At 55.5% G+C, this 17,521-nt stretch carries 22 protein-coding genes, 1 tRNA gene and 1 pseudogene; 9 read left to right on the top strand and 15 right to left on the bottom strand.

All coding sequences use genetic code 11. The annotated features are described in order from the left end of the window. Positions 1-17 precede the first annotated feature (17 nt). From FFH21_RS11450 to FFH21_RS11435, 4 genes and pseudogenes are all read right to left on the bottom strand, one after another. Positions 18-422, bottom strand: coding sequence for a tail assembly protein (locus FFH21_RS11450; RefSeq protein WP_095211515.1), 405 nt, complete (start codon positions 420-422; stop codon positions 18-20). Beyond that, positions 388-984 (bottom strand): annotated as a pseudogene (locus tag FFH21_RS11445) (replication protein P); the annotation flags it as partial. The gene FFH21_RS11450 and the pseudogene FFH21_RS11445, both read right to left, overlap by 35 nt. Next, positions 981-1,757: a helix-turn-helix domain-containing protein gene (locus FFH21_RS11440; RefSeq protein WP_162885664.1), complete on the bottom strand. Its 777-nt coding sequence runs from the start codon at positions 1,755-1,757 to the stop codon at positions 981-983. The pseudogene FFH21_RS11445 and the gene FFH21_RS11440, both read right to left, overlap by 4 nt. A 195-nt stretch (positions 1,758-1,952) precedes the next feature. Next, positions 1,953-2,165, bottom strand: coding sequence for a Cro/CI family transcriptional regulator (locus FFH21_RS11435; protein ID WP_041924519.1), 213 nt, complete (start codon positions 2,163-2,165; stop codon positions 1,953-1,955). A 105-nt stretch (positions 2,166-2,270) separates the two neighbouring features. Between FFH21_RS11435 and FFH21_RS11430 the strand changes: the two genes are divergently transcribed. From FFH21_RS11430 to FFH21_RS11420, 3 genes are read left to right on the top strand one after another with little or no spacing between them, the layout of a single operon-like run. Continuing rightward, complete coding sequence (locus FFH21_RS11430; RefSeq protein WP_011168402.1) at positions 2,271-3,131, top strand: S24 family peptidase; 861 nt, start codon at positions 2,271-2,273, stop codon at positions 3,129-3,131. A gap of 46 nt (positions 3,132-3,177) precedes the next feature. After that, positions 3,178-3,990: a hypothetical protein gene (locus FFH21_RS11425; protein ID WP_041924518.1), complete on the top strand. Its 813-nt coding sequence runs from the start codon at positions 3,178-3,180 to the stop codon at positions 3,988-3,990. A gap of 2 nt (positions 3,991-3,992) precedes the next feature. Further along, entirely contained in the window at positions 3,993-4,820 is an 828-nt protein-coding gene (locus tag FFH21_RS11420; protein WP_041924517.1) for a DUF3037 domain-containing protein, read from the top strand. A 79-nt stretch (positions 4,821-4,899) separates the two neighbouring features. On the opposite strand, the gene FFH21_RS11415 is transcribed toward FFH21_RS11420, so the two are convergent. Beyond that, a complete protein-coding gene (locus FFH21_RS11415; protein WP_041924516.1) occupies positions 4,900-5,199 on the bottom strand; it encodes a DUF1654 domain-containing protein in 300 nt (99 codons plus the stop codon). 337 nt (positions 5,200-5,536) lie between these two features. Between FFH21_RS11415 and FFH21_RS11410 the strand changes: the two genes are divergently transcribed. The 5 genes from FFH21_RS11410 to FFH21_RS11390 all read left to right on the top strand — a co-directional run bounded on the left by FFH21_RS11410 (position 5,537) and on the right by FFH21_RS11390 (position 8,468). Next, positions 5,537-5,938 (top strand): helix-turn-helix transcriptional regulator, encoded by a 402-nt coding sequence (locus FFH21_RS11410; RefSeq protein WP_003364229.1) that lies wholly within the window; start codon positions 5,537-5,539, stop codon positions 5,936-5,938. Positions 5,939-6,528: 590 nt separating this feature from the next. Further along, positions 6,529-6,867: a hypothetical protein gene (locus tag FFH21_RS11405; protein ID WP_041924514.1), complete on the top strand. Its 339-nt coding sequence runs from the start codon at positions 6,529-6,531 to the stop codon at positions 6,865-6,867. Beyond that, positions 6,867-7,457: a hypothetical protein gene (locus FFH21_RS11400; RefSeq protein WP_011168399.1), complete on the top strand. Its 591-nt coding sequence runs from the start codon at positions 6,867-6,869 to the stop codon at positions 7,455-7,457. The genes FFH21_RS11405 and FFH21_RS11400 overlap by 1 nt, the downstream gene beginning before the upstream one ends. A gap of 1 nt (position 7,458) precedes the next feature. Beyond that, entirely contained in the window at positions 7,459-7,770 is a 312-nt protein-coding gene (locus tag FFH21_RS11395) for a hypothetical protein (RefSeq protein ID WP_011168398.1), read from the top strand. Between the two features lie 59 nt (positions 7,771-7,829). Continuing rightward, positions 7,830-8,468 (top strand): hypothetical protein, encoded by a 639-nt coding sequence (locus FFH21_RS11390; protein WP_011168397.1) that lies wholly within the window; start codon positions 7,830-7,832, stop codon positions 8,466-8,468. A gap of 32 nt (positions 8,469-8,500) precedes the next feature. On the opposite strand, the gene FFH21_RS11385 is transcribed toward FFH21_RS11390, so the two are convergent. Next, positions 8,501-8,827, bottom strand: a complete 327-nt coding sequence (locus FFH21_RS11385) for a hypothetical protein (protein WP_041924513.1) — start codon at positions 8,825-8,827, stop codon at positions 8,501-8,503. Between the two features lie 84 nt (positions 8,828-8,911). On the opposite strand from FFH21_RS11385, the gene FFH21_RS30540 reads away from it, so the two are divergent. Further along, positions 8,912-9,847 (top strand): hypothetical protein, encoded by a 936-nt coding sequence (locus FFH21_RS30540; protein ID WP_011168396.1) that lies wholly within the window; start codon positions 8,912-8,914, stop codon positions 9,845-9,847. 88 nt (positions 9,848-9,935) lie between these two features. On the opposite strand, the gene FFH21_RS11375 is transcribed toward FFH21_RS30540, so the two are convergent. The 9 genes from FFH21_RS11375 to thrS form a co-directional block, all read right to left on the bottom strand. Then, a tRNA-Pro gene (locus FFH21_RS11375) sits at positions 9,936-10,012 on the bottom strand. A gap of 88 nt (positions 10,013-10,100) precedes the next feature. Next, a complete protein-coding gene (locus tag FFH21_RS11370; RefSeq protein ID WP_002553165.1) occupies positions 10,101-10,457 on the bottom strand; it encodes a MerR family transcriptional regulator in 357 nt (118 codons plus the stop codon). Further along, entirely contained in the window at positions 10,438-10,740 is a 303-nt protein-coding gene (gene ihfA / locus FFH21_RS11365) for an integration host factor subunit alpha (RefSeq protein WP_002553164.1), read from the bottom strand. The genes FFH21_RS11370 and ihfA overlap by 20 nt, the downstream gene beginning before the upstream one ends. 3 nt (positions 10,741-10,743) lie before the next feature. Continuing rightward, positions 10,744-13,122 (bottom strand): phenylalanine--tRNA ligase subunit beta, encoded by a 2,379-nt coding sequence (gene pheT / locus FFH21_RS11360; protein ID WP_004667669.1) that lies wholly within the window; start codon positions 13,120-13,122, stop codon positions 10,744-10,746. A gap of 28 nt (positions 13,123-13,150) precedes the next feature. Next, complete coding sequence (pheS, locus tag FFH21_RS11355; RefSeq protein WP_003367019.1) at positions 13,151-14,167, bottom strand: phenylalanine--tRNA ligase subunit alpha; 1,017 nt, start codon at positions 14,165-14,167, stop codon at positions 13,151-13,153. A gap of 104 nt (positions 14,168-14,271) precedes the next feature. After that, the gene (rplT, locus tag FFH21_RS11350; RefSeq protein WP_002553161.1) at positions 14,272-14,628 is read right to left on the bottom strand and encodes a 50S ribosomal protein L20; all 357 of its coding nucleotides are present in this window, start codon (positions 14,626-14,628) and stop codon (positions 14,272-14,274) included. A 29-nt stretch (positions 14,629-14,657) separates the two neighbouring features. Then, positions 14,658-14,852 carry a 50S ribosomal protein L35 gene (rpmI, locus tag FFH21_RS11345; protein WP_002553160.1) on the bottom strand — a complete coding sequence of 65 codons (195 nt, stop codon included), beginning with the start codon at positions 14,850-14,852 and terminating at the stop codon, positions 14,658-14,660. Between the two features lie 60 nt (positions 14,853-14,912). Then, positions 14,913-15,464 carry a translation initiation factor IF-3 gene (gene infC, locus FFH21_RS11340; protein WP_170855886.1) on the bottom strand — a complete coding sequence of 184 codons (552 nt, stop codon included), beginning with the start codon at positions 15,462-15,464 and terminating at the stop codon, positions 14,913-14,915. After that, positions 15,464-17,386 (bottom strand): threonine--tRNA ligase, encoded by a 1,923-nt coding sequence (thrS, locus tag FFH21_RS11335; RefSeq protein ID WP_011168395.1) that lies wholly within the window; start codon positions 17,384-17,386, stop codon positions 15,464-15,466. The genes infC and thrS overlap by 1 nt, the downstream gene beginning before the upstream one ends. Positions 17,387-17,521: the final 135 nt, after the last annotated feature.

Raw genomic sequence — 17,521 nt, 5'->3', positions numbered from 1 at the left:
TGGTGTTTTGCGAATAGTTAAATTTGGTCTTGCGTGTAAATGCCGCCAGACTCGACGGCACCGCCTATCTCTCGTTCGCCGTAGAGCACGGGATAGGGATTGCCCTGAGCAACGGTGGTTACCGCGCCCCCAAAGCCATAGCTGGGGTTGTTTCCATCATCGTTATTGCTGCCGACGCTGGCGGTGGTCGTGGGAGAAAGCATCTGCACGACACCGCCCAGGCCGACGGCTGCACCACCAGCAAGAAGCGCCATACCAACACCGGAGCTGAGGCCGCCCGTAAAAGCACCAGCAACCACCAACGCCACACCGAGCACGACCTGAAACAGACCGGCCTGCTTGCTGCCTTGAATCAGCGGCACGATGCGGATAACCAAGTACCACGACGCCCGGGAACGATTCCGCGTGAAGCGTAGGTACAGGCCACGGTTCGCCGCGCCAGATCTTGCGGCACTGCTCGAGGTATTTCTGCTCAAAGCGGGTCATACCCAAGTCGCGAGGAAGAGTTTGCAGGCTCAGGAATCCAGCGGCGGCAGTGGCGTGATAGATCGCTGGGTGAAACCACTTACCGCGCCCTTCCATGCCTGGGTGCGAGTTGCGCAAAGCTTGGGAATAGGCGACCTCGACGCTGGGCAGGCCCAGCCCTTCCGGAGCAAAACACCAGCTGACGAACACACCCGGTGCGGGCACGAATGCCGATTTGCTGGCGCTGACCATGCGCATACCGTGGCGCAACTGATCCATCGACGTGATCCCGGAGCGCATGAACTCGGCCAACCACTCGAGCTTCGAGGCATCCATGATTTTCTGGTTGGGCCATGACTGCCGCCACGCGCCGCACGCACCTTGCAGCCGGAGAAACAGCTCATCGATAACCTGTTCCGTTGCCGGGTCAATCTCGACCGGGACGGCTGGCGCTGGGCAATAGGCTGGATCTGTTGTCCGGTTCTGGACCAGATAACCAGCTCGAACAGGGCCGCTCACAGGATCACCCCCTTGGACGCCCAGCCGCCGGTTGCTGTTGGTTCCTCATCCGGTGCGGGCAAAGTGCCGTTGGCGCGTTCCTTCACGAACCAGACCACAAGGCGGTGGCACCAACCAGCCGCAGTGTCCACAGTGTTGGGCTTGGCAACGAACCACCCCATGAACCCCTTGATCACCGCATCAGGGATATCGGTCGGCTTCACGCCAGCGATCTGGGCTTGGGCGATCAGGTAGCGACTGTCCGGTGCCCAGTCAGCGAACATGGCGAAGCGCTGACGATCATCGGTCGATTCCAGGGCCTGCTTGTCCTGATCAGCGATCACGTCCGAAATCTCGCGCGGCTGCTGCTGTTCGGTTAAGTGATGGTTCAGTAACGTATCGGGTGCAGCTGCTGCACCCCGTTCTGTTCCAGGTTGCACCCCGTTCTGTTCTGCGTTGCACCCCGTTGCGCCATCTGCACCCCGATCAGTACGGGGTGCAATATCTGCACCCCGTAATAGTTGAAGGTCGTACACCACTGGGCGGCGGTCGTGTCGGGTGATGTGGACTGCGGCGATTGCCTGATTGCCTCGCTTGATCCAGCCTTGAGACTCCAGGTCGTCCAGCTTGTAACGAACGGTCCGCTCCGAAAGCCCTGTCTCTCTTGCCAAGGTAGAAGCAGCTGGGAAAGCCCCTGTACCGCTTGTTCCCGCGTAGTTGGCGAGGCAAAGCAGCACATGGCGGGCGCTTGAGTCCTTCAGGGATTGTATGGGCAGTGTCATTGCCCAAGTCATTGCTTGAACGCTCACAGTGCTACTCCAATCGTTCTGTCTGTGTTGCCTTGCTCAGGTCTGATGTGCATAATCTGTCTCGCATAGTTTTTGAAGAAGCCGGTCTAGCCACCGGCTTTTTTTTGCCTGAAATTTGGTACTGGATGAATCAACAGCCCATCCGCTGTACTACCTGCCCTTCCCTCTTGAGCGGATAATTCAACTCATGCTGCTGGAATGTGCAGCTGACGTATTAGAGGGAAATGGGCGCTGTTCCTGTGCTCGGAAGCTGCCGTCAGGCAGCTCAAGAACGCGGATGTCGCGCTTCGCAGTCAAAGCTTTGTGAATGGCCGGAGCAGTAACCCGAAGAAGCCTGGCGGCTTCGGACTGCCCTTTGTCAGCCACGAACTTGTCGAGGGAAGTCTCAATCATGGGTCGTGCCTCTGTTATAGATGAGGCCGATGTTAACCATCTGTTAATTTTTAATCAATACCGATGGTTTCTTCTTATTTTTAACCGTTGGTATACATTCGCGCGATGACGAAGAAACGCATCCTCCCGCCCGAGCTGCTCGCCGAGTGCGCAGAAGCACACGACTTGTTCCTCTCGAAAAAAAACGAGCTGAAGCTGAGTCAGAAAAAAATCGCTGATGAGGCTGGCATGACTCCGGCTGCCGTGAACCTTTACTTCAAGGGCATCAATCCCCTGAATACGAGATTCGCAGCTGTGCTTTCGCGGATGCTCCAAGAGCCCGTAGAGCGTTTCAGTCCGCGCTTGGCAAAAGAAATCGCCGCGCTGACCAACGCTGCGAAGCCTGCTGCCTCCCAGTCATCGGTCGATATCGTCCAGCAAATGATTGCCAAGCACGGCAAAAATCTGCCAGCTGACGCGCGCCAGAAGATTGCCGATGCGGTAGAGGAAGTAGCCGCTAACGTCCCAATTGCAGAGGTCGCCTCCCGGCCTGGCGCGGTCGGTGATGAGGTGTCGATTGCTCACTACGATGTTCGTGCAGCCATGGGTGGCGGGCAGATACCCCATGATTACCCTGAAATGCTCCAAGACGTGCGTGTCAGTCCTCGGCATCTGCGCGAGATGGGGGTCGAGTTCGCGGAGCACTTTCACCTGAAAATGGTGACGGGCTGGGGGCAGTCGATGGCTCCAACGATCAAGCACCGTGATCCGTTATTGGTGGACATCAGCATCCGCGAATTTGCGGGGGACGGAATCTACATGTTTTCTTGGGATGGGCACCTGTATATCAAGCGCCTGCAATGGATGGGCGACGGTAAGATTAAGATGATTTCCGATAACACAAGGCATCCACCAGAGACAATCAAGGTCGACGAAACATTCATTCAGGCGCGGGTGCTTCTCGTCTGGAATGCTAACCTAGTTTAGCTCTATTAAATCTAGAGCGTCTTTTTACAAAAAATGGAATTTATTTATGACAGCTGATGTAGATGGAACCCCTGAACAAATGCCGGATGCTCAATCTGACGCAGCAGCCGAAGTGCGGCCTCAGATGTTTCAGAGGCAATTATTTCCAATTGCTGTCATTACTACGTATCCCAACGACCAGGGATCTGCCGACCTTGGAATGATAGGGCTTGCCGAAAATGGTAAGGATTACGCGATAAAAACTGTTACAGATGGCAATGGAATGGTGCCGGCATCTGAAGCATTTTGTTACCAACTCGCGCGACATATTTTAATAGGTACTCCCGATTTTGACGTCATAGAATTGCATGATGGATCACTGGCATTCGGCTCGGCCTGGGAAGGCGGCGTAGAAACACTTAAAGATCGAACTGAAATATTAAGGGTGCTTTCTGGTGAAATCCCAATCGTTGGGCTCAAAGCCTTTTTCAGCAAGGTCTATGCGCTTGATCTATTCGTAAACAACGTCGATAGACACTTTGGGAATTATATATTCCGGCCTAGTTACAGCGGGAAAATAGGTCTCGCTTTCGATTTTAGTCGTGCGTGGTTCGCGTTTAATCCGTTTGGATTTGAAGCAACTGAGCATTGCAACACTTTTACGGGTATCCACGCTATTAGGCAGTTTGGCCAGTACGACAAATTTGAAGCTGAAAAATGTCTTGACAAAATACTTTCATTGACGACAGGCGATATAGATACTATCATCTCTAACTTTCCTGCGGCATGGATGTCTGAACACAATAGGCAAGAGTTTCTGGGCTGGTGGGACTCCCACGCTAGAAAAGAACGTATTGACTTTTTGAAAGGAATGCTTTGATCATGATCACCTATGATTACTCTCTCATTAAGTATATGCCAAGCCTGAAGCGCGGCGAGATAGTAAATATCGGTTTAATTGTGTTCAATAAATCCGGTATCGATACCAGAATGCTCAGTGGCGCGGCAAAACTCCGCCTGCTTGATGGCTCATCAACTATTGATGATATTACTGAATTCGAGTATGTGCTTGAGCAAGCCAAGGGCCTATACAACAAACAAGAAGACATTGTAAATTTCTTGGGAATGTTTAAAAATGCATTCAAGCTGAGCCCGAAGGCAACGTTCGCAATTGATCATGCCGGACAGTATGAGTCTCAGGTTGCCAGGTTATTCAATGACTTGGTGAAACCATTTAGCGTTAGGGAATCAGTAAAAAAATCCTCGCGAATCCAAACCTTGTTGAAACATAAGTTTGAATCCATGAATTTACTTGCTAAGAGCGCTGACGAGCTCAGCTATCACAAGGTTGTTCAAAATTACAACTTTAGTGATAAATCTGGATTTACAGCTGATTTTTTATTGAAGAATGGAAAGTTTCATATAAGCGAAGTAATTGATTACAACGTGAATGACCTTTCAGCCAAATTCAAAGAAACGACTCTTAAAGTTATGACATTTATGGAGGGAAAAAAGCATCTAGGGCAAGACTCCGGGTGCTACTTCGTATATTCGGCATCTAGTGAAAGAGAGAAAGAAATACAGTCTCATTTAAATTTAGCAGAAGACTACAGCAGTTCAATTTTTAACATTGCATCAAAGCAAGAAGAAAAGACTTACCTTAATCTTATTTCAAGGTTAGCCGGTGTTGACGCGCCAATTTTCCACTAATAATTCAAGAGCTGTAAATTATGTAAATTTTATGGTTGCATAAAGAAGCCCGCCTGAACCGCGGGCTTTTTCATGCCTTTCAAAAAGGGGCCATCTCACCTCTGGTATCGTTAGTGTCAACGGGGCGATCCTCTGTCGTGATCGGCTCCCACCTCACAGTCACCGCACTGTCATCCTCAAAGGTCAAATCCAGCTCATCCGTAGCTGCTAACACTCCGATCACCTCCTCCCACTCCCTATCCCCGTCCGTATCCAGGCGATGAATCGTCACCCAGCGCTGAATTTGGGCGACTGGATGGTTGATCATTTCCGAAACTCGTAGGCCCAGACGTTCTACCCCGGACATCTCAATACGGCTTGCTGGTTTAGAGCTTCCCATTTTCCCCCCTCGATAAACTGTATATACATCCAGTAATGACGAAATCATAACGCACAGCCCCCGAAAATAAATTAACCATCGGTATTGACCTACAAATATACCGATGGTTAACTGCACCTGTCGAAACGAGCTAGCTGCTCATCAGGCCCTCTCGGATCGACCACAGGACTGGTGAAGCCGCCAGATAGCACGGGATCAGCGAAGTGATCTCCCAGCCCCGGATAACGGGACCGACTGGACGAAGCTCTTTACAGAGAACGGAATCACCTGTTGGACAGCATCACTGAAGCACCTGGCTTGCCGGGTGCTTTGGGATGACAACCACCGAGTAGACGTAATGGATACCACCATCGTATGCGGGGCATGGAGAGGCCACCTCGGCCGTGGTCTTGCGCCGCGAGAGTTGCAGTTTTTGTTGTCAGCCGCCCAGGGCTGCACCGCCAAGGAAATCGCCCGCACGTTCGGCATTGCGCCGGGCACGGTCGTTAAGCGGCTGTCGGTCGCCATGTTCAAGCTCGGCGTCAATCGCCAGACAGCGATGATCGCCGAGGCCATGCGCCGACAGATCATTTCCCCGCTCTGCCTGTTGTTCATGTCGGTGATCGTTCTGCACGCGGTGCTGGGCGATGAATCGATGAGGCGCGAGCGCAGAGCCCCCGAGTCACGCCGGGGCGGGTACGAACAGAAGATCAGCCGTAAGGGCTCGGACAAGCTGAGGCCAGTGGCGGCGATTTGCTGAGGAACAAACTAACGGACTGGCCTTGGCGACATGGTCAGGTTGGCAATCAACCGGAGAAACAGAAATGACAGAGGCTCAGTTAGCCGCGTTCAACGAACTGGCAGCAGCAGCGAAACAGGAGGACGAAGCACAGCGAGCATACGAGGAAACAAACACCGCGCTTGAGCTAGCGAGCGCTGTCCTTGACGGGGCTCGCATTGAGAGACACAGAGCTCAAGAAAAAGTTTTTCAGTCGGCTCGACTCCCGAATCAGGTCCCGGCTCGGGATTGAAGCCGGATTCAGCTCATTGGCTTTTGCCAGAACCAGCATTACGTCAGCCTGACGAAAACTGCCCGAACCCTGTCATAGCGCCAGGCTGCATCGGAATGTCGGCGGGACATGAAAAAAGCGTCTCCAGAGCAATCAGATTGTGGCGAAGCCCGGACGTCGATTGCAAAAAATGGTGCGGACCGACATTCCAATGCAGCTTCAAGCCTGCAGTACCCCTTCCCTAAATCAAACGACCGCATCGGCAGGTGCCAGGCCAGTCTCACGGCTGGGTTTGGTCACCCGCGCCTGTCATCTGACCAATGCGGTCAAGGAGCCTCCCATGCATCAGACAATCAGCCAGCGTCGTGCAATCCTCGAAGGCCTGCGCCAACGCTGCACCCTTTCCACTGCCGAGTTTTACGACAAGGTCGGCCGCAAGAACCCGGCAGCTCTGCCGCGCTTCACAGTCGTGCCGAACGGTAATAACGAGTTCGGAATCGTCGAGCGCTCAAGCGGTAATGTGCGCGGTGTTCTTCGCGGTCACAGTGCGGCTTGCAGGGCCGCTGAGCAGATGGAAGCCCAGCCAGTGCGCCAGCCGTCAATCGCCACTCACATGCTGCGCTGGACTGCTGCGATCGCCACCGGCCTCGCGTTGTTCGCCCTTTACGGTGCCAGCTGATGATCAGTCCAGAGCTGAGCACGATTCAGCGCAACAAAGAGCGGTCCGCCGTCCTCGAAGCTGAGGTAGCTGCATTCCTCAAGCGCGGCGGCGTGATCGAAACAAAAAAAGGCTTTCCGTCGAAGCCCAAGCCAAAGCAGTACGGGCGGATGACTCCCGCGCCCGTTCGCCCGCCTGCACCTAAGCACCGAACCAAGGAAGCTCTCCGCGCAGCGGCGCCGAAAGACGCGATTCAAGACAGGTGCCACGCCCGCGCCGAGCAGGTGGAAGTCGTCCGCAAGCTTGCCGAGACGATGACGATCACCGATGTCATGCGCGAAACCGGCCTGAGCATCTACAGACTTCGGAAAATGGCCCGCGTGCATGGCTTCGAATACAAGGCGTTCAGCCCGGCTTCCAACCTCATTCCGTATCAACACGATCCGGTAGCTGATGCGTTGAACGTGGTCCGGATCAAAGCGGCGCGCGACCGCGGTATATCGCGGAAGGCCGCCGTCGTCGAACTCGGAATGAGTAACACGATGATCAATCGGCTGATCCGTGAATTCAACATCGACTACCCGCTGCAAGGGCCAAGCCTAAGGAGCTGATATGGCACTGACCCCAAAGCAGCGGAACGAGCGAACAGCGCTCAAGCGGCAGAAGGCCGGGGAAGAGGAATTGCGGCTCAGGGTGCGGCCAGGCACGAAGCAGGCACTGAGTGAGCTGATGGCATGGGCTGGCATCGAGGAACAGGGCGAGGCGCTGACCTTGATGATTCACCACCTGCACAACCTCGGCCCGGGCGGCGCGCTTCCGATGCTTGAAATCCCGCGCCACGAAATCACCGTATCGCCAACCGTGGCGCACAAGCTACAGCTCGCCTACAACCGCGAAGCGCTGCGAATCTGCAGCGACGATTGAACCCCCACCCTATTTGCCACCACCGGACACGGAGGGCGGCGCATGCATGGAGAAACGCCATGACCAAGTCATCCTCCGCCGACAAAAAACCACGCAAAGTGCTGGCCTATTCGGTAGAAACCAACGACCCAGAAGAGTCAACCATTCAGTTCGCAACCTCTAACGCCGCCGCCCGCCGACAGGGCGCTGACGAGATAGGCACGGACTTCAGCGGTGTGTCTTGCCGTCGTGCGCAATGGGCTGACCAATACGCCGGCGTGCGTTACATCCCCGCACAGGCCTACATCGATGCGGGCTGGTGGTTCGATTGCAACCATTGTGGCACCCGCTGCGACAGCGATGCATGCAGGTGGGACGAAGAATCAGACACTGATATTCCACTTGATCTGGTTTTCGATGGCCGCGTTGTGTACTGCTCAGCAGAGTGCAAGACCGGGCACGACGCGGAAGTCAGCGCCCGAAACGCCAAGTTTGAGGCGTTCAAGGCCGCTGCTGCCGCTGCCCAGCCGGGAGTTACTTTTACCGCATTCACCGGCGGTTACCCCTACTGCGCCAACAGCGGCAAATTCACGTTTCCGGGTGCTCAATACGGCGGATCAGTCAGCGATACGGAAAACAGCACTGAACTGACGTGGTGGGTCTGCGCCGTCGATAAAGATGCGTGGGACCGGTTCATAACCGAGCCGAATGCCGCATAAACCAATCCGCTCGATCGTTGCATTTCGCGTTATCAGTCATTCATACGTCTGAACCAAAACTGAAGCTCATCCACTACAGTGGAAAGCTGGATCTGGTCATCAACGGAAAGCTTGCGAGCCTTGACTAGAAACAGACCTTGCCTATAAGGATCCTCTAGACCATCTGTGCTCATAAGCTGGTCGAGCTGACGAATCCAAACGCTTGAACTTTCGTCAAACTGAGATCGATCGAACCGATCCAAGCCCTGACGACACTCAAAGAAAGCCGTCGCAATAGACTGATCTTCGCCATTTGGGTGCGGCAGCATCAAAGCTGAACGGGCAGATGCAAATTTCTCTGCAGCGTAGCTGAAAGACATATTTTCTCCTTGATCCGACTGCATGTCGGGCAGCACACCAATACCCCACTTCAACGACTCACGCCACCCCGGCGAGGATGAACTATGTCCGCTCACTTACCGCGAATCGTCTGCCAGTTCAGCTGCGGTGCTGCCTCGGCGGTGGCCACGAAACTGGCTCTGGCCGATTACGGCGCAACTCATGACGTGCAGATCCTCAACGCCTACCTGGCGAACGAGCACCCCGACAACCGTCGATTTCTGGCCGATTGCGAAGCTTGGTTCGAGCAACCAGTGACGGTGCTGCGCGACGAGAAGTACGGCGCCGACATCATCGAGGTGTTTCGGCGAGAACGATTCATGAAAAACCAGTACGGTGCGCCCTGTACCAAACTGCTCAAGCGCCGACTTCTGGATACCTGGAAGCTGCCAGGTGACGTAATGGTTTTCGGGTATACCGCCGAAGAGGCCGACCGCCTAGAAGACTTCCGCGAGCGCAATCCAGACCGCCCGGTGATCGCTCCACTGATTGAACGAGGGCTCGGCAAAGAAGACTGCAAGGCGATGATCCAGAGAGCCGGTATCGAACTGCCGGTCATGTATCGCATGGGTTATGACAACGCCAGTGACGCAGCCTGGATTCGATTCCGAGTGACGCCAGAGCTGCAGGCAGTCATCAGTCGGTGCCGGGACAACGTGGCTTCGCCCTATCTCGTTCACCGGCGACCGGAGCGCCTGAAGCAAAAGCAGGCCCAGACCAAGGACCACTGGACGAAGATCGAAGAGCGATATTTGACACGCGCGTTCAAGGCAGCGCGAGAGGATGCTGGGTGCTACGCGGATTGGAGTGACGAGGAAATGCCGGGCTTTCATGAAGTGCGGGCGCTGTCACTGCACCTATACAAGAAAGCCGGAAAGGACGGGCAAAAGATCGCAGGACATGCGAGCGAGGATATGACGAAAAACTATCAGAAAGACCACGCCGAAATCGTCTGGTCGGAGGCAGTTCCCGACCTCGATATCAGCCAGTTTTCGAATTAATTTTGCGCAAGTTTTGCGCGGGTTTTGCGCAGGCCGGAAATTAAAAAGGGGATCATCACCGTAAGTGACTGATCCCCTTAACAAAATATGGTCGGGACGGAGTGATTCGAACACTCGACCCCTAGCACCCCATGCTAGTGCGCTACCGGACTGCGCTACGCCCCGACTAGGCGTGTATCTGTTTTTCAACCTGCGAAAACGTTGAGAAATATACCCTAAGCATTTGAATTTTGGAAGTATCCTGGTTGCTCAATTACGCTTTGAGCATAACCAGTACGTCTTCCAGCTCGGCAATCATCTGCCGGATCATCTGCTTGTACTGCTGGGTATCGTCCTTCGGTTCCCCGGTGGTAAGACGAAGTCGGGCACCACCAATGGTGAAGCCCTGATCGTAGAGCAAGCCGCGGATCTGGCGGATCATCAGCACGTCCTGGCGCTGATAATACCGGCGGTTTCCGCGTCGCTTGACGGGGTTGAGTTGAGGAAACTCCTGCTCCCAATAACGCAAAACGTGCGGTTTTACCGCGCAGAGCTCGCTGACCTCACCGATGGTGAAGTAGCGTTTGCCGGGGATCGGCGGTAGCTCATCGTTATGACTTGGTTCCAGCATATGCCTCAACTCGGGCCTTCAGCTTCTGCCCTGGACGAAAGGTGACCACACGGCGCGCCGTAATCGGAATTTCTTCACCGGTCTTGGGATTTCTCCCAGGCCGCTGGCGCTTGTCTCGAAGGTCGAAGTTGCCGAAACCTGATAACTTCACCTGCTCGTTATCTTCCAGAGCGTGCCTGATTTCTTCAAAAAACAGTTCGACCAGTTCCTTGGCTTCCCGTTTATTCAGGCCCAGCTCTTCGTACAGACGTTCGGCCATCTCAGCTTTCGTCAGAGCCCCCATACGCTACTTCCTTAACGTGGCGTTTAACCTCTCCTCAAGCGAGGTGAGGATAGCAAGTGTCGTTGCGTTTACCTCATCGTCATTAAGAGTGCGCGATGGATGCTGCCAGGTCAAGCCGACTGCAAGGCTTTTTCTATGTGGATCAATGCCTTTACCCTGGTAAACATCAAATAACCTGAGGTCTGTGAGCCACTCGCCTGCATTTTCACGAATAACGTCCAGAACCGCACTGGCCGAAACGTCGCGATCAGCCAGCAATGCCAGGTCGCGACGCACTTCCGGGAAGCGCGACAGCTCGTGGAATTTCGGCAGACGGCCTGTCGATACTTCAGCCAGAACCAGCTCGAAAACAAATACCGGACGATCCAGGCCCAGGGTTTTCGACAGTTCCGGGTGAATGGCGCCCAGGAAGCCGACTTCGCGACCATCACGCTCGATGCGAGCTGTCTGGCCTGGGTGCAAGGCGGGATGCTGGCCCGGTGTGAAGGTAAACTCACCCAGCGCACCGGCAAAACCCAGAACCGCTTCGACGTCAGCCTTGACGTCGAAGAAGTCGACCGCATCACGGCCTTGCGCCCAACCTTCCGGCAGACGGCTGCCGCATACCACACCCGCCAGCATCGGTTCTTGCTTCAAGCCGTCAAGCTGACCAACGAAGCGCAGGCCGCTTTCGAACATGCGTACGCGGTCCTGTTGGCGGTTAAGGTTGTGCTGCAGCGCTTTGACCAGACCCGGCCATAGCGAGGCACGCATGGCGGCCATGTCATTGGAAATCGGGTTGGCCAGCAACAGTGGCTTGGCACCCGGCGAGAACAGTTCGAACCATTTCGGGTCGATGAAGCTGTAGGTAATCGCTTCCTGATAACCGCGGGCAACCAGCAGGCGACGCAGCTCGGGCAGATCGCCCTTGGCTTCGGCCTTGGCCTGAGGAGCAAGACGGGCTTGCGGATAACGAACCGGCAGACGGTTGTAGCCGTACAGACGAGCCAGTTCTTCGATCAGATCGACCTCAAGGCTGATGTCGAAACGATGACTTGGCACTTCGACACGCCACTGCCCGTCGGCTTCGGTAGTCACAGCAAGGCCGAGACCTGTCAGCAGACGCTCGATTTCGGCGTTTTCAATGACCAGACCGAGCATCTGCTCGACACGACTGGCGCGCAACGTAACCGGAGCAATCGATGGCAAATGCTGTTCGCTGACCACTTCTGTTATCGGGCCAGCCTCACCACCGGTGATTTCCAGCAGCAGGCCAGTAGCCCGCTCCATGGCCTCACGGGCCAGTTCCCAGTCAACACCACGCTCGTAACGGTGCGAGGCATCGGTGTGCAGGCCGTAGGAACGCGCCTTGCCAGCCACCGAGATGGTGTCGAAGAAAGCACTTTCCAGGAAGATATCGCGAGTGCCGGCAGTCACGCCGCTGTGCTCGCCACCCATGACACCGGCAATTGCCAGAGCACGCTGGTGGTCGGCAATGACCAGGGTGTCGGCACGCAGGCTGACTTCCTGACCGTCGAGCAGAACGAGCTTCTCGCCCTCCTCCGCCATGCGCACACGAATGCCACCGTTGATTTCGGCCAGATCGAAAGCATGCAGAGGCTGCCCCAGCTCGAGCATCACGTAGTTGGTGATATCGACAGCGGCATCGATGCTGCGCACGTCGGAACGACGCAGACGCTCGACCATCCACAACGGAGTAGGACGCGACAGATCAACGTTGCGGATGACGCGGCCCAGGTAACGCGGGCATGCAGCAGGAGCCAATACTTCGACCGGGCGCACTTCATCGTGCACAGCGCTGACAGCAGCGATCTGCGGACGGGTGACGTCAGTGGCGTACAGCGCACCGACTTCACGCGCCAGACCTGCTACTGACAAACAGTCGCCACGGTTCGGGGTCAGGTCGACCTCGATGCTGGCGTCGTCCAGGCTCAGGTAGGCGCGAATGTCTTCACCGACCGGCGCATCGGCGGCCAACTCCATCAGGCCATCATTGCCCTCGCCGGCCTGCAACTCGGCAGCTGAACACAGCATGCCGTTGGACTCGACGCCACGCAGCTTGGCTTTCTTGATCTTGAAATCGCCCGGCAGCTCGGCGCCGATCATGGCGAACGGAATTTTCAGACCGGGTCGCACGTTCGGCGCGCCACACACTACCTGAAAGGTTTCGCTGCCATTGCTGACCTGGCACACGCGCAGCTTGTCGGCATCGGGGTGCTGTTCGGTGCTCAGCACCTCGCCTACGACCACCCCACTGAAAACACCAGCGGCCAGCGTGACGCTGTCAACCTCAAGACCGGCCATCGACAGACGAGCAACCAGCTCGTCGCGGGAAACCTGCGGGCTTACCCAGCCACGCAGCCATTGTTCACTGAATTTCATCCTGCTCTCCTGAAAGGTTCGTTACGACTTAGCGAAATTGCGCGAGGAACCGCAAATCGTTGTCGAAGAACAGGCGCAAATCATTGACGCCGTAACGCAGCATGGCCAGACGCTCTACGCCCATGCCGAACGCGAAGCCCTGAAACTCTTCAGGGTCGATGCCCGACATGCGCAGCACGTTCGGGTGGACCATGCCGCAGCCCATGACTTCAAGCCAGCCAGTCTGCTTGCAGACACGGCAGCCCTTGCCACTGCACATCACGCATTCCATATCCACTTCTGCCGAGGGCTCGGTGAACGGGAAATACGAAGGACGGAAGCGCACGGCCAGCTCTTTCTCGAAGAACACCCGCAGGAATTCTTCGATGGTGCCTTTCAGGTCGGCAAAATTGATGTCGCGATCAACCAGCAGACCTTCGATCTGGTGGAACATCGGCGAGTGGGTGATATCGGAGTCGCTACGGTACACACGGCCTGGGCAGACAATGCGGATCGGCGGCTGTTGCGATTCCATGGTGCGGACCTGTACCGGTGAGGTATGGGTGCGCAGCAGCATGTTCGCATTGAAATAGAAGGTGTCATGCATCGACCGGGCCGGGTGATGGCCTGGGATATTGAGCGCCTCGAAGTTGTGGTAATCGTCTTCGACTTCAGGGCCTTCGGCGATGCCGTAGCCAATGTGCGTGAAGAATTGTTCGATACGTTCCAGAGTGCGGGTAATCGGGTGCAGACCACCGGAGGTCTGGCCGCGGCCCGGCAGGGTCACATCGATGCATTCAGCAGCGAGCCTGGCAGTCAGTTCTGCCTGCTCGAACGATGCCTTGCGTGCATTGAGAACCTCTGTGACACGCTCCTTGGCAACGTTGATCAGCGCGCCGACTTGCGGACGCTCTTCAGCTGGCAGGTTCCCCAGGGTCTTCATCACCTGAGTCAACTCGCCTTTCTTGCCAAGGTAGTGAACCCGGATTTGCTCCAGGGCATTGATATCTTCGGCGCTTTGCACAGCCTCAAGAGCTTGAGAGACCAGCGCGTCCAGGTTTTCCATGTACAGACTCCAGATACAAAATAGGGGAAGAGCTGAAGGCTCTTCCCCTATTTATGACGTTTAACACCGACCCCGGAGAACCGGGGCCAGTGATTGTCGGGGACTTAGGCCAAGGTGGCTTTAGCTTTCTCGACAATCGCAGCAAACGCCGCTTTTTCGTTCACTGCCAGATCAGCCAGAACCTTACGGTCGATCTCGATGGACGCTTTTTTCAGGCCGGCAATGAAACGGCTGTAGGACAGACCGTTAACACGAGCACCAGCGTTGATACGAGCGATCCACAGAGCGCGGAACTGACGTTTTTTCTGACGACGGTCACGGTAGGCGTATTGGCCTGCCTTGATTACCGCTTGCTTGGCAACACGGAATACGCGTGAACGCGCGCCGTAGTAGCCTTTTGCAAGTTTCAGAATTTTTTTGTGACGCTTACGGGCAATGACGCCACGCTTTACACGAGCCATGAGTTACTTCCTCTATATCTTGATCAAAATTAACGAAGGCGCAGCATGCGCTCGACTTTTGCCACGTCAGACGGATGCAGCAAGCTGCTACCGCGCAGTTGACGCTTACGCTTTGTCGACATTTTGGTCAGGATGTGGCTCTTGAAAGCGTGTTTGTGCTTGATGCCGTTGGCGGTTTTCAAAAACCGCTTAGCTGCACCACTTTTAGTCTTCATCTTTGGCATGTTCGGATACTCCGCATTCAGTTGATAAATATAACCGCAAGGCCTGCCGTGCCCTGGTGGTTATTTCTTCTTTTTCGGGGCGATGACCATGATCAGCTGGCGTCCTTCCATCTTAGGATGCTGTTCGACGGAACCGTATTCGAGCAGGTCACCTTCAACCCGCTTCAACAGCTCCATACCCAGCTCCTGGTGGGCCATCTCACGACCGCGGAATCTCAACGATACCTTGGCCCTGTCCCCGTCACTCAGGAAACGTACCAGGTTGCGTAGTTTTACCTGGTAATCCCCTTCCTCCGTCCCTGGACGAAACTTGATTTCTTTAACCTGGATCTGCTTCTGGTTTTTCTTCGCTGCAGCAACCTGCTTCTTCTTCTCGAAGATCGATTTGCCGTAATCCATCACACGGCAGACCGGAGGAAGTGCGTCGGCAGAAATCTCTACCAGATCCAGCTTAGCCTCTTCGGCAATACGAAGCGCTTCATCAATCGAGACGATGCCAATCTGCTCGCCGTCAGCGCCAATTAAACGAACCTCGCGGGCCGAGATATTTTCATTGATCGGGGCCTTGGGTGCAGCTCGTTTATCTTGTCTCATTTCACGCTTAATAATAATTACTCCGTATCTTGGCGACCACGCCGGGAAACCGCTTGTGCGAGGAATTCAGCGAATTGGGCAACCGGCATCGAGCCAAGGTCAGCGCCTTCACGTGTACGCACAGCGACAGTTTGCATTTCAACCTCCCGATCTCCAATCACGAGGAGATAAGGAACCTTGAGCAAAGTATGCTCGCGGATTTTAAAGCCGATCTTTTCATTTCTCAAGTCGGACTTGGCACGAAACCCGCTTTCAGCCAGAGTTTTTTCCACTTCAAGGGCAAAATCGGCCTGTTTGTCAGTGATATTCATGATCACTGCCTGAGTAGGCGCCAGCCAGGCTGGAAACGCGCCCTCGTAATGCTCGATCAGAATTCCGATGAAACGCTCGAAAGATCCAAGGATCGCACGGTGCAACATGACCGGATTCTTGCGACTGTTGTCTTCCGAAACGTACTCGGCGCTCAAACGGATCGGCAAGTTGAAGTCCAGCTGCAAGGTGCCGCACTGCCAGACCCGGCCGAGGCAGTCCTTCAGGGAAAACTCGATTTTCGGACCGTAGAACGCGCCTTCGCCCGGCTGCAGATCATAGGGCAGACCAGCACTGTCGAGCGCAGAGGCCAGCGCCGTCTCGGCACGCTCCCAAAGCTCGTCGGAGCCTACACGCTTTTCAGGGCGAGTGGACAATTTGAGTTCGATGTCCTTGAAACCGAAATCGGCGTAGACATCCAGCGTCAGCTTGATGAATGCGGCAGATTCGGCCTGCATCTGATCTTCGGTACAGAAGATATGAGCATCGTCCTGAGTGAAGCCACGCACACGCATGATGCCGTGCAAGGCCCCCGACGGTTCGTTACGGTGGCAGGCACCGAACTCGGCCAGACGCATCGGCAGCTCGCGGTAGCTCTTCAGACCCTGATTGAACACCTGCACGTGGCAAGGGCAGTTCATCGGCTTGATCGCGTAGTCGCGGCTCTCGGACTCGGTGGTGAACATGTTGTCAGCGTAGTTGGCCCAGTGCCCGGATTTCTCCCAGAGCGAGCGATCGACCACTTGCGGGGTCTTGATCTCGAGGTAGCCATTCTCACGCTGCACTTTGCGCATGTACTGCTCGAGCACCTGATACAGGGTCCAGCCCTGCGGATGCCAGAACACCATACCCGGCGCTTCTTCCTGGGTATGGAACAGGCCGAGGCGCTTGCCGATCTTGCGATGATCGCGCTTTTCGGCTTCTTCGATGCGCTGAATGTAGGCAGCCAGCTGCTTCTTGTCAGCCCAGGCAGTGCCGTAGACACGCTGCAATTGCTCGTTCTTGGCGTCACCGCGCCAGTAGGCACCGGACAGCTTGGTCAGCTTGAACGATTTCAGGAAACGCGTATTCGGCACGTGCGGGCCACGGCACATGTCGACGTATTCTTCGTGGTAATACAGGCCCATGGCCTGCTCGTTCGGCATGTCTTCGACCAGGCGCAGCTTGTAGTCTTCATGACGGGCGGTGAACACCTCGATCACTTCAGCGCGCGGGGTGACTTTTTTGATGACGTCGTAATCTTTTTCGATCAGCTGCTGCATGCGCTGCTCGATCGCCGCCATGTCGTCAGGCGTGAAGGGGCGCTCGTAGGCGATATCGTAATAGAAGCCGTCGTCGATCACCGGGCCGATGACCATTTTTGCAGTCGGATACAACTGCTTGACCGCATGCCCGACCAGGTGAGCGCAAGAGTGACGGATTATTTCCAGTCCTTCCTGATCCTTGGGGGTGATGATCTGCAGGCTGGCATCGTTTTCGATCAGGTCGCAGGCGTCGACGAGCTTGCCGTCAACCTTGCCGGCCACGGTGGCCTTGGCCAGCCCGGCACCTATTGAAAGCGCGACATCGGCTACGGAAACCACATGATCGAATGAACGTTGACTGCCGTCGGGAAGAGTAATAGTTGGCATGGCGCCTCCTCTCCTAGTGGTGACCCCTACCAAAGGTCACGTGGGTTGGGATGAGCCAGTACGTGATCCGGTGGTATGCCTGCCTCACAGTGGCAGGAGCCTTGGGGCCAACCTTGAACCGGACCAGATGACTGG

Source organism: Pseudomonas sp. KBS0707 (genome assembly GCF_005937945.2).
Classification (GTDB): domain Bacteria; phylum Pseudomonadota; class Gammaproteobacteria; order Pseudomonadales; family Pseudomonadaceae; genus Aquipseudomonas; species Aquipseudomonas amygdali.
Note: the sequence above shows the minus strand (reverse complement) of the source record. Positions and strands in the feature narration are given on the sequence as shown.

What these genes read in the sequence shown, in the direction of transcription:
- FFH21_RS11440 (WP_162885664.1), bottom strand. Translation starts at nt 1,757, where the DNA reads ATGACTTGGGCAATGACACTGCCCATACAATCCCTGAAGGACTCAAGC.
- FFH21_RS11435 (WP_041924519.1), bottom strand. Translation starts at nt 2,165, where the DNA reads ATGATTGAGACTTCCCTCGACAAGTTCGTGGCTGACAAAGGGCAGTCC.
- FFH21_RS11430 (WP_011168402.1), top strand. Translation starts at nt 2,271, where the DNA reads ATGACGAAGAAACGCATCCTCCCGCCCGAGCTGCTCGCCGAGTGCGCA.
- FFH21_RS11425 (WP_041924518.1), top strand. Translation starts at nt 3,178, where the DNA reads ATGACAGCTGATGTAGATGGAACCCCTGAACAAATGCCGGATGCTCAA.
- FFH21_RS11420 (WP_041924517.1), top strand. Translation starts at nt 3,993, where the DNA reads ATGATCACCTATGATTACTCTCTCATTAAGTATATGCCAAGCCTGAAG.
- FFH21_RS11415 (WP_041924516.1), bottom strand. Translation starts at nt 5,199, where the DNA reads ATGGGAAGCTCTAAACCAGCAAGCCGTATTGAGATGTCCGGGGTAGAA.
- FFH21_RS11410 (WP_003364229.1), top strand. Translation starts at nt 5,537, where the DNA reads ATGGATACCACCATCGTATGCGGGGCATGGAGAGGCCACCTCGGCCGT.
- FFH21_RS11405 (WP_041924514.1), top strand. Translation starts at nt 6,529, where the DNA reads ATGCATCAGACAATCAGCCAGCGTCGTGCAATCCTCGAAGGCCTGCGC.
- FFH21_RS11400 (WP_011168399.1), top strand. Translation starts at nt 6,867, where the DNA reads ATGATCAGTCCAGAGCTGAGCACGATTCAGCGCAACAAAGAGCGGTCC.
- FFH21_RS11395 (WP_011168398.1), top strand. Translation starts at nt 7,459, where the DNA reads ATGGCACTGACCCCAAAGCAGCGGAACGAGCGAACAGCGCTCAAGCGG.
- FFH21_RS11390 (WP_011168397.1), top strand. Translation starts at nt 7,830, where the DNA reads ATGACCAAGTCATCCTCCGCCGACAAAAAACCACGCAAAGTGCTGGCC.
- FFH21_RS11385 (WP_041924513.1), bottom strand. Translation starts at nt 8,827, where the DNA reads ATGTCTTTCAGCTACGCTGCAGAGAAATTTGCATCTGCCCGTTCAGCT.
- FFH21_RS30540 (WP_011168396.1), top strand. Translation starts at nt 8,912, where the DNA reads ATGTCCGCTCACTTACCGCGAATCGTCTGCCAGTTCAGCTGCGGTGCT.
- FFH21_RS11370 (WP_002553165.1), bottom strand. Translation starts at nt 10,457, where the DNA reads ATGCTGGAACCAAGTCATAACGATGAGCTACCGCCGATCCCCGGCAAA.
- ihfA (WP_002553164.1), bottom strand. Translation starts at nt 10,740, where the DNA reads ATGGGGGCTCTGACGAAAGCTGAGATGGCCGAACGTCTGTACGAAGAG.
- pheT (WP_004667669.1), bottom strand. Translation starts at nt 13,122, where the DNA reads ATGAAATTCAGTGAACAATGGCTGCGTGGCTGGGTAAGCCCGCAGGTT.
- pheS (WP_003367019.1), bottom strand. Translation starts at nt 14,167, where the DNA reads ATGGAAAACCTGGACGCGCTGGTCTCTCAAGCTCTTGAGGCTGTGCAA.
- rplT (WP_002553161.1), bottom strand. Translation starts at nt 14,628, where the DNA reads ATGGCTCGTGTAAAGCGTGGCGTCATTGCCCGTAAGCGTCACAAAAAA.
- rpmI (WP_002553160.1), bottom strand. Translation starts at nt 14,852, where the DNA reads ATGCCAAAGATGAAGACTAAAAGTGGTGCAGCTAAGCGGTTTTTGAAA.
- thrS (WP_011168395.1), bottom strand. Translation starts at nt 17,386, where the DNA reads ATGCCAACTATTACTCTTCCCGACGGCAGTCAACGTTCATTCGATCAT.